The sequence below is a fragment of the Micromonospora sp. NPDC049204 genome (assembly GCF_040647935.1).
Taxonomy (GTDB): domain Bacteria; phylum Actinomycetota; class Actinomycetes; order Mycobacteriales; family Micromonosporaceae; genus Micromonospora.
Window position 1 is genome coordinate 498,847 of record NZ_JBEZDC010000002.1, and the last position, 15,108, is coordinate 513,954.

14 protein-coding genes are annotated in these 15,108 nt (G+C 72.5%); 13 read left to right on the forward strand and 1 reads right to left on the reverse strand.

The features are described 5' to 3' along the window. Positions 1–417 precede the first annotated feature (417 nt). The 6 genes from AB0A90_RS05325 to AB0A90_RS05350 all read left to right on the forward strand — a co-directional run bounded on the left by AB0A90_RS05325 (position 418) and on the right by AB0A90_RS05350 (position 5,761). On the forward strand, positions 418–1,083 hold the full coding sequence (locus AB0A90_RS05325; protein ID WP_357241945.1) for a response regulator transcription factor: 666 nt from the start codon (positions 418–420) through the stop codon (positions 1,081–1,083). Continuing rightward, positions 1,080–2,144, forward strand: coding sequence for a HAMP domain-containing sensor histidine kinase (locus tag AB0A90_RS05330; protein WP_357241948.1), 1,065 nt, complete (start codon positions 1,080–1,082; stop codon positions 2,142–2,144). Before AB0A90_RS05325 ends, AB0A90_RS05330 begins: the two co-directional genes overlap by 4 nt. 70 nt (positions 2,145–2,214) lie before the next feature. Beyond that, on the forward strand, positions 2,215–3,228 hold the full coding sequence (locus AB0A90_RS05335; protein WP_357241951.1) for a pyridoxal-phosphate dependent enzyme: 1,014 nt from the start codon (positions 2,215–2,217) through the stop codon (positions 3,226–3,228). Further along, complete coding sequence (locus AB0A90_RS05340) at positions 3,225–4,355, forward strand: D-alanine--D-alanine ligase family protein (RefSeq protein ID WP_357241954.1); 1,131 nt, start codon at positions 3,225–3,227, stop codon at positions 4,353–4,355. Before AB0A90_RS05335 ends, AB0A90_RS05340 begins: the two co-directional genes overlap by 4 nt. Beyond that, positions 4,352–5,029 carry a M15 family metallopeptidase gene (locus tag AB0A90_RS05345; RefSeq protein ID WP_357241956.1) on the forward strand — a complete coding sequence of 226 codons (678 nt, stop codon included), beginning with the start codon at positions 4,352–4,354 and terminating at the stop codon, positions 5,027–5,029. Before AB0A90_RS05340 ends, AB0A90_RS05345 begins: the two co-directional genes overlap by 4 nt. A gap of 57 nt (positions 5,030–5,086) precedes the next feature. Continuing rightward, positions 5,087–5,761, forward strand: coding sequence for a hypothetical protein (locus AB0A90_RS05350; protein WP_357241959.1), 675 nt, complete (start codon positions 5,087–5,089; stop codon positions 5,759–5,761). A 9-nt stretch (positions 5,762–5,770) separates the two neighbouring features. On the opposite strand, the gene AB0A90_RS05355 is transcribed toward AB0A90_RS05350, so the two are convergent. Beyond that, on the reverse strand, positions 5,771–7,012 hold the full coding sequence (locus AB0A90_RS05355) for an SUKH-3 domain-containing protein (RefSeq protein WP_357241962.1): 1,242 nt from the start codon (positions 7,010–7,012) through the stop codon (positions 5,771–5,773). Between the two features lie 79 nt (positions 7,013–7,091). On the opposite strand from AB0A90_RS05355, the gene AB0A90_RS05360 reads away from it, so the two are divergent. From AB0A90_RS05360 to AB0A90_RS05390, 7 genes are all read left to right on the forward strand, one after another. Beyond that, positions 7,092–7,514 (forward strand): YbaB/EbfC family nucleoid-associated protein, encoded by a 423-nt coding sequence (locus AB0A90_RS05360; RefSeq protein WP_357241965.1) that lies wholly within the window; start codon positions 7,092–7,094, stop codon positions 7,512–7,514. Further along, the gene (locus tag AB0A90_RS05365) at positions 7,511–7,843 is read left to right on the forward strand and encodes a hypothetical protein (protein ID WP_357241968.1); all 333 of its coding nucleotides are present in this window, start codon (positions 7,511–7,513) and stop codon (positions 7,841–7,843) included. Before AB0A90_RS05360 ends, AB0A90_RS05365 begins: the two co-directional genes overlap by 4 nt. A gap of 15 nt (positions 7,844–7,858) precedes the next feature. Beyond that, positions 7,859–12,247 carry a toxin glutamine deamidase domain-containing protein gene (locus tag AB0A90_RS05370; protein ID WP_357241972.1) on the forward strand — a complete coding sequence of 1,463 codons (4,389 nt, stop codon included), beginning with the start codon at positions 7,859–7,861 and terminating at the stop codon, positions 12,245–12,247. Continuing rightward, positions 12,244–12,696, forward strand: a complete 453-nt coding sequence (locus tag AB0A90_RS05375; RefSeq protein ID WP_357241975.1) for a hypothetical protein — start codon at positions 12,244–12,246, stop codon at positions 12,694–12,696. Before AB0A90_RS05370 ends, AB0A90_RS05375 begins: the two co-directional genes overlap by 4 nt. 83 nt (positions 12,697–12,779) lie before the next feature. Further along, complete coding sequence (locus AB0A90_RS05380; protein WP_357241978.1) at positions 12,780–13,028, forward strand: hypothetical protein; 249 nt, start codon at positions 12,780–12,782, stop codon at positions 13,026–13,028. Between the two features lie 82 nt (positions 13,029–13,110). Continuing rightward, positions 13,111–13,803: an endonuclease V gene (locus AB0A90_RS05385; RefSeq protein WP_357241981.1), complete on the forward strand. Its 693-nt coding sequence runs from the start codon at positions 13,111–13,113 to the stop codon at positions 13,801–13,803. Between the two features lie 161 nt (positions 13,804–13,964). Continuing rightward, positions 13,965–15,077 (forward strand): hypothetical protein, encoded by a 1,113-nt coding sequence (locus tag AB0A90_RS05390; protein WP_357241984.1) that lies wholly within the window; start codon positions 13,965–13,967, stop codon positions 15,075–15,077. Positions 15,078–15,108 lie beyond the last annotated feature (31 nt).

Genomic DNA, 15,108 nt, shown 5'->3' on the forward strand with positions numbered 1-15,108 from the left:
TGCCCCGCCCGGCCCCGCCAGTCCCGCCCCGCCCCGCCCCGCCCCGGTCCGCGCTGCCCTCGGCCGGCCAGTCGATCATGGAGTTATGGGGTTTTCCAAAGGTGCAAAAGTAACCACAAGCCCCACCACAACTCCATGATCGACCCGGGCAGTGGGCAGTGACGCGGGCGGGGCAGGGGGTGGGGGTGGGTGGGTGGGGCTTGGGGTGACGGGGGTCACGGGTCTTGGTGGTGGCGTGGTTGTTGGGGACGGATGGTGTGGACGACGTGGAGGGGGACGAAACCGGCAAGGGCTGGCTTGCGATGGTTTGCCCGCTGGACGCTCGCGTGGAGGATGGCAGCGGCGGGTGCTTACAGAACCCTTAACCCGGGCCTGCGACGGTATGCCGGGGCAGGCCGAACTCGGGGGAGCGGAAACGTGCGGGTGCTGGTGGCGGACGACGAGCGGTTGTTGGCGGACACGGTGGCCGAAGGGCTGCGCCGCCTGTCGATGGCCGTCGACGTCTGCTACGACGGCGACGGTGCGCTGGAGCGCATCGGGGTGAACCGGTACGACGTCGCGGTGCTGGACCGGGACATGCCCGGGCACACCGGCGACGAGGTGTGCCGCAGCATCGCCGACTCACAGGTCGGCACCCGCGTGCTGCTGCTCACCGCGGCGGCCGGCATCCGGGACCGGGTGGAGGGGCTCGGGCTCGGTGCGGACGACTACCTGACCAAGCCGTTCGCCTTCGCCGAACTGGTGGCCCGGGTGCAGGCTCTTGGCCGACGGTCCACCCCGGCGCTGCCACCGGTGCTCAGCCAGGACGGCCTGACGCTGGATGTGGGCCGGCACGTGGCCACCCGCGACGGCCGGCCGCTCACCCTGAGCCCGAAGGAGTTCGCCGTGCTGCACGTGCTGCTGCGGGCCGAAGGTCAGGTGGTCAGCGCCGAGGAGTTGCTGGAGCAGGCCTGGGACGAGTTCGCCGACCCGTTCACGAACGCGGTACGGGTCACCGTGATGACTCTCCGGAAGAAGCTCGGCGATCCGACGATCATTCACACGGTTCCGAAGGCCGGCTACCGGATCGGCGGTACGGCGTGAGCTGGACGCCGCGACGTCGGGTGCTGCTCGTGGGCCTGCTGGCACTGCTGACGGGGCCGGTGCTCCCGACGATGGGCAAATGGTTGGCCGAGGTGACCTGGGACTGGGGGCAGCAGTTCTGCGACGTTCCCCTGCCCGGGCTCAGCACGGTGTGCGCCGAGGTGCGGCCGGGGGCGTTCGTGCTGCCCCTGGTGGCCGTACTGCTGGTGAGCGTTTCGGTCCTGGCGGCGCTCTGGTTCGGCGCGATGTGGTGCCTGCGCCCGGTCCGTGACCTGGCCGGGCCGATCGCGCACGTTGGCCCGCAGAACCTCGGTCACCGGATCCGCCCTCGGGGGCGCGACGAGCTGGCCCGGCTGTCCCGGGCGATCGACGAGATGATGGAACGCATCTCCGCTGGGTACGAGGGCCAGCGGCGGTTCGCGGCGAACGCCTCGCACGAGCTGCGTACCCCGCTGGCGGTGCAACGGACGCTCATCGAGGTCGGCATGGCCCAGGCGCTCTCCGGTGAGCAGTTGGAGCTGCTGACCGCCCAGCTGCTGGAGACCAACGAGCGCAACGAACGGCTGATCGAGGGTCTGCTGGCGCTCAGCGAGAGTGACCAGGGCCTGCGGTCGCGGATACCGCAGCGGCTCGACGCGATCGTCGAGGCGGTGCTCGCCGGCTACCAGGACCGTGCCCGGGAAGCTGCGGTCACCATCGACACCCATCTCGCGCCCCGGATCGTGGTGGGCGAACGGGTGCTGTTGGAACGCCTGGTCAGCAACCTGGTGGAGAACGGGATCAAGTACAACCGGCGGGGCGGCTCGCTGACCGTCGCGGTGAGCGGGGTGCCCGCGTTGTCCGTGGTCAACACCGGTCAGCCCGTGCCGGCCGAGGCGGTGGCCGGTCTCTTCGAGCCGTTCCGCCGGCTGACCCGGGACCGCACCGCGCAGGGCGGAGGCGCCGGTCTCGGCCTGGCCATCGCCCGCTCGATCACCCAGGCGCACGACGGGATCATCGCGGCCCGCCCCGCCGAGCACGGCGGCCTACGGGTCGACGTCCAACTACCCAATGTGACCTAGCGCTCCACACCCTCGCTCCGGGTCCGCGTACGGCGGATCCGACCCGTGGTGCGCGCGAAAGGAGAAACCGATGTCACGCACCGTTGCCCAGACCTGGGTCGATGTGGAGGAGGCCGCCCGCTGGCTCGCCGGCCGCGTGGTCCGGACACCCGTGCTGCGGTCCCCGGTGATCGACGGTTTGGCCGGGGCGCGCGTCCTGCTCAAGGCGGAGAACCTCCAGGACGGCGGCTCGTACAAGATGCGTGGCGCGCTGCGGGCGGTGGGCCGGCTCGCTGCGGCCGGCCACCGAGGGGTGATCGCGCAGAGCACCGGCAACCACGCGGTGGCGGTGGCGTTGGCGGCCCGGCAGCACGGGATCGCGGCGACCGTGGTGCTGCCGGTCGACGCGGCACCGACGAAGGTCGACCGGACCCGCGCGGCGGGGGCGCGCGTGGTGTTCGCCGGCACCGGCGTCGAGGAGCGGGTGGCGGTGGCCAACGGGCTCAGCGACGAGAGCGGTCACCCCGTCGTCGACGCGTACGACCACCCGGACGTCATCGCCGGGCAGGGTACCGCCAGCCTCGAACTGATCGAGGAGGCCGAGCGCGTCGGCACACCGCTGGACACGCTCGTCGTACCGGTGGGTGGTGGTGGCGGGGTCGCGGGCGCCTGCCTGGCCGCGGCCGGCAGGGGCATCGAGGTGTACGGCGTGGAACCGGTCGGCTGTGACTCGCTCGCCCGTAGCCTGGCGGCCGGTGAGCGTGTCCCGGTCACGCCGGTGCCCACGATCGCGGACGGGCTGCGGCCGTCCTGTGTGGGTGAGTTGCCGTTCGCGATCGTGCGGAACGAGCTGCGCGGGGTCGTCCGGGTCGACGACGACGAGATCGGGGCGGCGTTCCGGCTGATCCTGACGGAGCTGAAGGTGCTCGCCGAGCCGTCCGGGGCGGCCGGTCTGGCCGGCGCGCTTCGGCTCACCTCCGAAGCTGGTCGGCAGCGGACCATCGGGGTGGTGCTGACCGGCGGGAACGTGGAGCCGGCGTTGGTGGCCCGGTTGCTGGTTCCGCCGCCCGCCGAGCTGCCGAGCAGGGAAGCGGTGGCGGCGTGAGCGCGCCGACGCGGATCGGAATCCTGTTCGGTGGACCGTCGGCGGAGCACGAGGTGTCCTGCGCGTCCGCGCTCGGGGTGGCTCGGGCGCTCGGCGGCGGCGGGTACCGCACGCTCGCCATCGGCATCACCCGCGGCGGCGGTTTCCGGCTGGTGCCCGACGCGCTGCTGGCGCAGTTGCGGGACCGGCCGGCCGGCGAGCGGGCCATCGACGACCGCCTCCAGGTGACCGGTCCGGCCGTCGAGTTGCGGGCCGGTCCGCGTCCGGGTGTCGTGCAGGTGTCCGCGGGCAACGCCCCCGGCGCGGTGCACGCCGAGCTGGACGTGGTCTTCCCGGTGCTGCACGGCCCGTTCGGCGAGGACGGTGTGGTGCAGGGGCTGTTGGAGTCCCTCAACGTGCCGTACGTCGGGTGCGGCATCCTCGCCTCGGCGGTGGGGATGAACAAGGTGGCGATGAAGCGGGCGCTGCGCGCCGAGGACATCCCCGTCACCCCGTACGTCGCGTTCGACGCGCACACCTACCGGGCGTCCGACGACCCGGAGAAGCTGGTCCTCGGGCTGCGTCGGCCGCTCTTCGTGAAACCGGCGAACATGGGTTCCTCGATCGGCATCTCCCGCGTCGGCGAGGGCGACGACCTGGCCGCCGCCGTGGAGGAGGCGCTGCGCCACGACCAGCTCGTCCTGGTCGAGCAGGGGGTCACCGGCCGGGAGTTGGAGTGTGCGGTGCTCGGTGGCTGGCGTCCGGAGGCGTCGGTGGTGGGCGAGGTGCGGGTGGCCGGCGGGTGGTTCGACTACCAGCAGAAGTACTTCGGCGACGCCGACCCGATGATCGTCCCCGCCGTGTTGCCGGACGAGGTGACCGCGCGGGTCCGCGAGCTGTCGCTGCGGGCGTTCGCCGCGATCGGCGGCTGGGGTCTGGCCCGGGTCGACTTCTTCTACGACGAGAGGAGCGGTGAGCTGTACGTCAACGAACTGAACACCATGCCCGGATTCACGGCGCACTCGATGTATCCGAAGGTGTGGGCGGCCGCCGGTGTCGGGTACCGGGAGGTGGTGGACCGACTCGTCGAGTTGGCCCGTACCCGGCACGCGGAACGGAGCGCCAACACCGGGGGGAGCGTCCGATGATCCTGCTCTCCGATCCCCGCGTGGCCGCGGTGCCCAGCGCCGACGACGGTGACCCGTTCGTGGACCTGCGTGAGCTGCCCGAGTTGCGGCTCGACGGCCGCGCGGCCGACCCGGCCGGGGCGTACGCCCGGCTGCGCGCCGCGGTCGTGGACCGCCTGCTGGCCGCGCAGCGTGCCCTGCCGGCCGGGATGCGTCTGCTGGTGGTGGAGGGATACCGGCCGTACCGGGCGCAGTTGGCCATCTTCACCGGCTACCGGGACGAGCTGCGCCGACGGCACCCGGACTGGTCCCCGCAGCGGCTGCACCGGGAGACCACCAAGTTCGTCTCGCCGGTCGAGGTGGCCCCGCACAGCACCGGCGGGGCGGTGGACCTGACGCTCTGCACCGACGACGGTGTGGAACTCGACCTGGGCACGGCCATCGACGCGACCCCGGAGGACAGCGACGACGCCTGTTTCACCGACGCGCCCACGATCTCCGCCACGGCCCGACGGCACCGGCAGATCATGGTGGACGCTCTCGGCGGCGCGGGGATGGTGAACTACCCGACCGAGTGGTGGCACTGGTCGTACGGCGACCGCTACTGGGCGCTGATCACCGGGGCGCCGCGCACCCGGTACGGGCCGGTGGACCTGGCCGCCGCCCGATCGGTGCCCGTTCCGGCTGAACGGTAGGGCGCTCCCGTCCGTACCAGGGGAGGAAGGACACCACCGAGGACGGGAGTGACGTCGATGAGGGTGCAGCGCAGGCACGTGCTGGCAGCGACCGTGGCGGTGCTCGCCGCGGCGGGCGTGGCGGTGGGGACCAACTTCGGCTTCGCCGACACCGCCCCGGCACGGTCGACCGTCTGCTCCGGCTCGGTCACCTTCTCGGCGGAGGGCGGTGCGCCGGCGGCGACCAGCGACCGCTTCCCGGTGGGTACCCGACTGCGGGTCACCAACCTGGACAACAACCGGGCGGCCACCGTGACCGTGACCGGCCCGTCGGGCAGTTGTGTGCTGCTCAACGCGGCCGCCATGGAGCTGGTCCGGGAGCCGGGCAAGAACGTGATCCGCCGCAACGTGGTGGAGCGGTTGGACGGTGGGGCGCCGCCGGCCGGGCAGTCGACCGCCGGCACGATCCGCCCCGGTGCGGCATCTCCCGGGGCGTCGGGTGCGGCTCCCCGCTCGGCCTGCTCCGGGGCGATCACCTTCTTCGCTGAGGGTGGCGCGCCGGCGGCGACCAGCGGCCAGTTCCCGGTGGGCACCCGGTTGCGGGTGACAAACCTGGACAACAACCGGGCGACCACGGTGACGGTGACCGGCCCGTCGGGCAGTTGTGTGCTGCTCAACTCCGCCGCGATGGACCAGATCCGCGAGCCCGGCAAGAACCTGGTCCGCCGCAACACCGTCGAGGTGCTGCGCTGAGGCCGACCCTCAGTCGGACTGCCAGGTGCCGTCGTCGCGGACCCGGGCGGGGGCGCGGCCGAGCAGCAGCGTGGTGAGCGCCGCGTCGATGGTGTCGCCGAGGAACCACTCGCCGGCCTGGTCGAGGGCGAAGACCCGGCCGCGCTCGTCCACCGCCAGGATGCTGTCCTGTTGCTCGGTGCCGATCGGAAAGAGTCGTACGCCGAGCACCGCCCCGAAGTCCGCGAGGGTGTCGGCGGTGTGCGCGACGGTGTGTGGGCGGATGTCGAACCGGGAGATCCACACCTGCTCGCCGCGACCGCGTCGGGCACCGACCAGGCTGGGGAACGCGGTCAGCGCCTCGACGGCGGCGGGGAAGACCGCGTGCTGGTGGGCCACCCCCCGCACCGCGGTGACGTCCCGCACGGCCGCGGCAGCCATGATCTGATCGCCGATGTGTGGTCGCCAACCCGCCGCGACCAGCGCGTTGGCGACCTCCGCCGGGAAGCGGCCAGGGTCGGGGTCGGGTTCCGCCGGGGCACGCCAGGTCTCGGTGTACGCCCGTGCCGACTCCGGCAGGACGTTGGCGCGCACCAGGAACGTGATGCACGAATCGCAGGGCAGCTCGGCGGGGCCGCCAGCCGGGTCACCCGGCTCCCGGACCCGGAAGATCTCGAACCGGGCGTCCGCCAGCAGTGCCGCCGCCTCGGCCCGCCCCATCGGCGCGATGCCCTCGGCGGCCCGGCGGTGGTCGTACTCGTGCAGGACGTCGGAGACCACGATCAGCTCGGCGTGGGCGTCGCCCCCGCGGACCAGGTCGCCCGGGGGCAACTGGTCGAGGTAGGTGCGGACCAGCGGGTGATGGTTGAGCGGGACGGCCGCCCTGGTGCCCTGGGCCGTCCAGATCCGGCCTTCGAGGGTCAGGTGCGCGGTGGTGTTCGGGGTGGCGATCCGATGGATCTCCCGGACCAGCAGACTCGACGGGTCGACGGTGCGGGGAGCGCTCGGCCCGGCCGGCTGGCTGCGTCGGTACAGATCCGCCACCACGTCGCTCGGCACCCGCGGCCAGGTGGTGACCTTGCCGGTCTGCTTGTCGATGACCGTCGTCGGCAGGTCCCCGGGGATCGTGCGCACCTCGGTGGGGACGACGGAGGTGATGACGAAGCCGAGGTCGAACTCGTCGACCGTCGCCGTGCACTCGTGGCCGAGGCGCTGCGAGTCGCGGCGGGCCCAGGTGGCCGCGAGCTGCTCGGCCTGCTGACGGTCGATCACACTCTGAAACTACCGGATTACACGAATCGATGGCGGCCGGTATGGTGCTGCTCTACCGACGGTGACGGGAGGGGCAGCGGTGAGCGAACACGCGGACCGGCACGCCAACCGCGAGCTACGGGCCAGATTCGACGACGTGTACGGGCAGTACCAGCAGCTCAGGTCCGGTTTGGACGACTTGCAGACGCGCCTCGCCGAGTTGCGGGTGACCCGGCGGTCGGCCGACGGCCAGGTGACCGCAACCGTGGGCGCCCAGGGTCAGTTGATTGAGGTCGAGGTGACGCCGGCCGTCTACCGCGAGCGGGACGCCGCGGCGCTCGGCCGGAAAATCACCGAAACGATCCGGGCCGCCGCGACCGCCGCCGCCGACGCCACCCGTGACCTCGTCGCCGAGGTTGTGCCGGCCGGCTCCGGGTCGGCGGACTTCCTGCGCACCGGAGATTACGCCGCGCTGCTCGGCCGGGCCGACACCGTTCTCGGCCGGGGCGCGGGGCAGCCATGACCGACGGACAGCTCTGGCTCGACCCGTCCCGCGCCCGCAGCGGCGGTGCCGACCTGGCGCTCGCTGGTGAGGCGGTAGCGGCCCGACGAGCGGCGGAAGGCGGCGCGATCGAGGCCGCCAGCGGCGCCCGGCCGTGGGGTCGCGACGACATCGGCGCCGCCTTCGAGCGCAACTACCGCGGATTCGAGCAGACCGTGCTGCGGGCCTGGGCGGGCGTCGGGCACCGGCTCACCGAGTTGGGCGGCGACGTTGTCCGCGCCGTCGACGCGAGCGTGCAGACCGACGGGGGCAGCGCGGCCCGGTTCGGTCGGGCCGCCGACAGGCGCTGACGGCCGGCGACTGCGATGAGTGTGCTGCCGAGCCCGATTCCGCACCCGCTGGACCACGCACCCTGGGACGTGCCGGGCTGGATCTACGAAGCCCTGGACTGGGTGGTCGGCGTGCAGTGGCCGGAGGGCAACGAGCGGGCGGTCTGGGACGTCGCCGACCAGTGGTACGCGATCGCCGGCGTCCTCTCCGGCCCGTACACCGATGCCGCCACGGCCGCCGCCGACGTGCACGACGGGTACGGCCGTGTCGGGGCGGTCGACGCGGCGTTCGAGGCGGCCTGGCGGGCGATCGCCGAGGGTGCCGACGCCCCGCTGCCCGTGCTCCTCGCGGTCACCGCCGACCTGGGTCGGCTGGTCGAGGAGTGCGGCTGCGACATCGAGGGCGCCAAGCTGGAGGTCTGGATCGAGCTGGGCATCCTGGTCGTCGAGTTGCTCGCGGTCGCGGTCGCGGCGGTGCTCACCGCGGGTGCGGCAAGCCCGGCGGCCGGCGCGGCCATCACCGCGACCCGGCTGCTGGTGCAACAGATCTTCAAGCGGCTGATGGGCCAACTCGCCAGCAAATCCCTCAAACACGGGCTCAAGGAGGCCGGCGAGCGGGCGGCCAAGGAGGTCACCCGGGGTGGTGTGCGCGGTTTCGCCAGGCGGGCCGGCCGGGAGGGACTGGAGGAAGCCGCCGAGGAGGCCGGGGTCACCCTGGCCACCCAGGCGTACCAGAACTCCACCGGGCGGGCACACGGCCTGGACCTGACCGACCTCGGCGCGTCGGCGGTCGGTGGCCTCGCCGGCGGGGCGGTGGCGCCGCTGGCTGGGCTGGGCCGACACGCGACCGGGCGGGTGGCGCGGGTTGGGGAGCACCTGGGGCGGGAGATGACCGGCGAGGTGCTCGCCGACAGCGCTGCCAGCCTGGCCACCGGTCAGGGCCTGACCTCCCCGGAGGACGTGGCGCGCGCCGCCGCGTCCGGGGCCACCGGTTCGGCCACCGGGCAGACCGACCACGCGCTGCGCGCCCGGCTCGACGCGCAGGCCGACGCCCTCGCCGGGGCGTCGTTCACCGGCCCCTCCCTCCCTTCCGTGGCACCGGTCGCCGGCGATCCGTCCGCCTCGGGGACGTCCCGGCCGGCTGATGCTTGGGCGGGTACGGCCACGTCGGCAGCGGGTGTGAGCTCGTCCACGGTGGCCGCGAGCGCGGCGGGTTCGAGTGGCATGGTCTCGGCTCCGAGCGTCCCGGCGCAGGCGACGCCCCTCGCCGCCACGTCGCCACCGGACCAGGGGTTGCCGCCGCGCGCCGATTCGGCGGGCGTCTCCACGGCGCAGCCGACCGCCACCGCCGTGGACCTGCACGTGTCGACACCACCGTCGGTCAACGCGCTGTCCGACGTGGACACCCCGATGCTGTCGACGGAGGGGCCTCTCCTGAAGGAGGCCAGCGCCACACCCACGATCGCGGCCGATCCGACGCCGTCGCCGCCGGCCGCCGACCCAAGGCCGTCGCCGGTGGCAGCTCCCGGGCAACCGTTGGCCGTTGCTCCCGGAGTCTCGCCGATGGCGGCTCCCGGGATGCCGTCGCCGGTCGGTCCCGGGGTCTCGCCGGTGGCCGCTCCTGGGCTGTCGTCGGCAGTCGCTCCCGGGCTCTCGTCGGTGGCCGCACCCGTGGCCGGGGCCTTCGCGCCGACCAGCGGGCCGGCCAGCGGGCCGACCAGCGGGGTCGCGCCGGGCCACGTCGGCAACCCGCCGCACGCCACCACCTACGGCCCGGTCGCCTGGTCACCATCGACCGCCACGCCGACGCCGACGACCACCGCCGGCCCGACAGCGCCGGTCACCGTCGCCAACCCGGAGGTGGGACGACTGCTCGCCCCGGCGCGGGAGCGGCGCGCGCCCGATCATCCGGCCCGGGGCAGGGCGTCCGTCCCCGCCGAGGTCGTGGCGTTCGGCGATCCGGTGACGCCCACGACCGACACCATCGACTGGTACGCCGCGCAGTGGGCCGCCGAGGCGGAAGCCGCCGAGCGGCGGCGCTACCACGGCCACCACCAAACGCAGCGGACCGGGTTCGAGCGCAATCGCCGGCAGGCCGAGGCCACCCGACTGCGCGCCCGGGCCGCCGAGCACGATCGCCGGGCCACCGAGTACGCCGCCTACGCCCGACAACTGCACCAGGCTGGTCACCGGCAGTGGGCCGACGGCTGGCAGTGGGCCGCGAACGACGAGACACAGGCGTACGCCCAGTGGCGTGACCTGGCGGACGCGGTGCTGGCCGGCACCACGGCGCCGCCGGTCGTGGACATCGGCGCCACCGCCTTCGAACACGCCAACCGGGACGTCGGCGCGCTCGCACTCGGCGCGGTGGAGACCTCCGGTCCGTCCCGGCTCACCGGCGACGACACACCCCCGCCGATCGACGACTCCCGGCCGTACGGGCAGCCGGGAGGACTGCGTCCACCGCTCGCCCTGCACCAGGTCGACGTCGAACGGCAGATGCCCCGCGAGTCGGACGGCACCGTCACCCGCACCGCCGATCCCCGCCGGGGCGGCTGGTTCCGGCTGTTGAACGACGGAGGTCCCAGGGCCGACGCCACCCGGGGCATCAACTGCCTGGACTGCACGCTGTCGATGTTCGAAACCTGGGTGCACGGCCGGCCGCGGGTGTCGGCCCCGCGTACCTTCGACGGCTACCTGGACGGGGACATCCGACGCCCGATCCGTGGTGAAGCAGGCGGCCCGGGCCGGGTCGAGGACGTGACCGGCGGGCGCTTCCAGCGGCTCCTCGCCCCGCCGTCCGGGCAGCGGACGTACGGCGAGCAGGCACGGCAGGCCGCCGACCGGAGCTACCGCAACCTGCACGACCAACTGTTGCTGGGCGGCCACGGCAGCTACGCGTTCCTGGTCACCGAGTGGCCGCACGGCGGTTCGCACGCGTGGGTGGCGCTCAACCAGAACGGCACGGTGCTCTACGTGGACCCGCAGAACGGCGTGGTCCGGGACCGGCCGTTGTACCCCGACGTGGTCGGCATCGACTCGCTGGTGCTGGGCGGCGACGGCCGGCCGATGCCGCTCAGCGGGCTGCCCCGCGGCCGGTTCAGTGAGCGGCCCGACCTGCCGAACCACCCGTCGGCGGACGGCGACGGCGGCCCCGGCGACCCGTACATCAACCGGATGTATCTGCTGCTGGACGGTCCGGGCTCGGTGAGTGCGGGCGACGGCGAGCCCGCCGAAAACTCATCCGGCGCTGTCCCGCGGCAGCCGCCGGCAGGTGACAGCCCGGCCCGGGTCGTCTCGATGGCCGCCAGTCTGGACGAGATCTTCACCGCCGGCGTGAGTCCGGCCGAGTTCGCGGAGGTGGTCGACCCGCCCAGCCTTCGTCGGCTGGTCCCGGAGTTGGACGACGCGTCGGCGCGGGATGTGGTGCGGCTGTTCGCCGACGGCCGGGTCCGCGACATGCTCGACAGCATTGGGCGGGAGCCGCCCGCGAACGAGCCAGGGCTGGCCGAGAGCCTGACCCGGCAGTTGGTGCGGCATCCAGATCTCGCACGTCTGATCCTGTCCACGCCCGAACTCGCGAACTCGCTGACCGCGCGCCCGTTGACCCTCTATCACCTGGCGGGTCATCAGCAGGCCATCGACGTCCTCGCCGAGGTGCTCGACGACGTCGCCCGCCAAGAGGCTGCCGGCCTGGAGGCATCGACGCCCCCGGGTGTACCTCGGCCAGAGCCGACTCCCCTCACCGCCGAACAGCTGAGTGTCAGTGCCAGCATTCAGGTGCGGCGGGGGCCGGTCGCGCAGGCGGGATTCGATGACCTCCGGCGCGGTGACGCCGCCTACCGTAGGCGCTACCTCGACGATCTCTACGCGTCTGCGGTCGTGGCGCAGGCCGATCTGAATGAGCTGGCGGTGTCCCTGGCGCAGGTGGATGGTCATCGTGTTGGAGAGCCTGGCTGGCGTCCTCAGCCCAAGGAGCGTGGCCGAGCCGAGGACAAGGTGAACAACAATCAGGGCGACGTGTCGAAATTGCTCGACCTCGCGGCCGCGAAGGTTGAGTTCCGCAACCTCGACGATCTCTACGCCGCGCTCGCCCGGATCAAAGGCCATCGAGATGTCGTCGTTGTGAGCTGTGAAGATCGGTTCGTGACGCCAATGAGTAGTGGCTACCGGGATGTGCAGATGGTGCTGCGGACGCGGAACGGCCACCTGGCCGAATTCCGCCTACACTTGGCCGCGCTTGACGCTGTCGCGAAGTGGGAGCATGTCCTTTATGAGGTGCGACGTGACATGGAGGCTCTTGCCGAGGCGAAGGGCCGACCTCTCACGCTGCGGGAGCGTGCAATCACCGACGGCGTTCGTCTTCGCGAACAACGGCTATTTTGGCAGGCTTTGCAGTCAACTTTCGAGGAGAAGTCTGGATGACCGAGATGCCTGGCCTGACGCTCCCCGCTTATTACCTCTACTACCAGTCGCCGGTGAAGATCGTCGAAACTCCTGATGGTGGCGCTCGGGTCTGGCGAGTTTCCATCGACTCTGGTGGATGGCACGAAAAGAATGACATCTTCGTCGAAATAACACTAGGTGTCGGTGGCGATATCTTCCGTCGTACCGCGGAGGATTTCGTGCAGGAGGTCGAGGCTTACCGGGCTCATTACCTCAAGGGTGACGGGCCGATCTTCGCGCTCTACGATGCGGTGCGGTCAATCGAAGATCTTGCAGACGCCGAGGCTCGTCATGAGACTCCACGTGAACAGGCCATCATTCGTGGTATTCGGCAGCGGACCTTTGTCATGTTCGAGGAGCAGCTTCGCGCGGCGGGCGATCCTGGCGCGGACCCCGAGATAGCGAGGGCGGAGGCCAGCGACGGATAGGGCCTTGCCTGACGGTGGGTTGCCGTTGTCGTCTGGAGCGGACGGCGTGGGTGGCGGCCGACCGGGTCGAATAGCATCGACGGATGGCGAGTTCCGACCCGCAGAGCAAGTGGCCCAACCTCTGGGCGTGGCCGGTGGGCATCCTGATCGGACTGGCGATCGGCATCCCCTCGTTCGGCTCGACCGGCGGCGTGGCCTTCGGTGTGGCCCTCGGCATTGCCTTCGCGATGGCCCTCGGCGCGGCGAAGGGGCGAACCGATGGCGACCCCGCGAAGGGTGGCCCGGACGGTGGTGCCGCCCGGGACGGTACCGAAGGTCGGCGGCGAGGGTGATCGACTCGGGTTCGGCGATGTCGGGCATTCGCCGCCGTGGGACAGCCCGACGTCAATGACGTCGAGTGGATCATGGCGAGCGGTGGCCTCGACGCCGAGGGACGTGGCGACGCCGGGCAGTGTTGCCGAGGCGGTGGCCGTACAGGAGGAGTTGCGGCCGCTTGTCGACCTGGTCGGGCCGGGGCCCAGCGCACCGGAGACGGTGGCCGGCCTGGATGTCGCGTACTCCCAGGGTGGTGACCTGCTGGCGGCGGCCGTGACGGTGCTGGATGCCCGGACGTTGGTCGTGGTGGACTCGGCGGTCTGTGTGGGGCGGCCGGCGTTCGATTACGTGCCGGGGCTGTTCGCCTTCCGTGAGTTGCCTGCTTTGCTCAGCGCATTGGACCGCCTGGCCACGATCCCGGATCTGCTGGTGTGCGACGGGCACGGGTTGGCGCATCCGCGTCGGTTCGGGCTCGCCTGCCACCTCGGCGTGGTCACCGGGTTGCCCGCGATCGGGGTGGGCAAGACGCCGCTGGTCGGGACGTGGGATCCGCCGGCCACCGAGCGGGGTGCCTGGTCGCCGCTGCTAGACGGCGGTGACGTCGTCGGCCGGGTGCTCCGCACCCAGGACGGCGTGAAGCCGGTCTTCGTCAGCGTCGGGCATCGAATGAGCCTGGAGAACGCGACCGCGCAGGTGCTCGCGTTGACCCCGCGGTTCCGGCTGCCGGAGACCACCCGCACGTCCGACCGACTCTGCCGCGACGCCCTCTCCCGGGCGGAGCACCCGCACTGACCCGACGTCCTGCCCGGAGTGAAACCACGTGTGAGCAGGTCGTCGGGCCGGGTCCGAAACCGTAACGCGGCACACGTCCGGGCCGCTCTGTGACCGGCGGGGTGGATGGGGCGGTAGTAGCCTGGCCCGCGGACCCCACCCGGGGAGACGGCGAGGTGATCATGACGGTGCGTCGACGCGCGGCACGGCTCGCGGCGGTCTGCGGTCTGGTGGGCGGCCTGGTGATGCTCGGCGCGTCGCCCGCGCTGGCCGAAGGCGACTCGGTCCGGGTGGGTGCGGCCAGCAGCTTCACCGCCGGTGGTTCCGCCCAGGGGGTGAACGTGGCGGTGCGCAAGCGCACCGACGGCTGCGTCCTGCTGCGTACCGGAGTGGTTCTCAACCTGGGGGGTCTCCAGCCGGACCAGGTGAAGGTCGAGGTCAACGCGGGCAGGCAGTGGCTCCCGGTGGCGGTGAGCGGCGGTGGCGGCAACGTGGGGACCGTGCAGACGACGCCTTTGAAGCCCACCCTGTGCAAGGGCAAGGGCATCACCGTGCGGTACCGGGTGACCTTCGATGCGGCTGTCCCGGGTGGCCGGCTCATCGTGATCGGCGTGGGCTTCAACGCGGCCGGTCTGGAGCTCGGCCGGGGCAGCGACACGGCGAAGGTGAACGGCGCGCGGGTCACCCCCTCGCCGACGCCGTCGAAGAAGGCGACGCCCACCCCGAGTCCGACCGACGTCGCGATTGTCGACGACGCGGTGACGCCGGCCGCGCTGGCCGGCACCTCTGGTGCGCCGGACACCTCGGCGGCCGCCGCGGCCTCGTCCGGCACCTCGCCGGTGATGATCTTCGGCATCGTCATGGTGGCGATCGGGTTGCTGCTCATCGTGCTGCTGTTCCGTCGCTCGCGCCAGGATCGCCGGCCGTCCGACGAGCCGACCGGCACGCTGCCGGGCAACCCCGGCGGCACCACCTACCGGGCCGGCGGTGGGTCGCCGGCCACGCCCGGTCGCCCTGGCCAGGTGTACGGCCAGCAGCCGCCGCCCGCCGGTCCGGGCGCCGCGCCACTCCCACGCCCGGGCGCCATGCCATTCCCGCGCCCGGCCGCGGGTCCGGGTGCTGTGCCGTCCCCGCCCCCGGCCGCCGGTGGCGTCTACGGTGCTCGGCCCGCAGCAGGTGCGCCCCCGGAGGCGACGCAGCCGATGCCGGGAGCGCCGGAAAACCGCCAACCGCCCGGGGATCCGCCCCCCGACGATGGCGGTCGCACGGTGATCATGCCCCGGCTCCCCGGCTGAGCGGGGCTCGACCCCGGCCCTCCGTTACGCT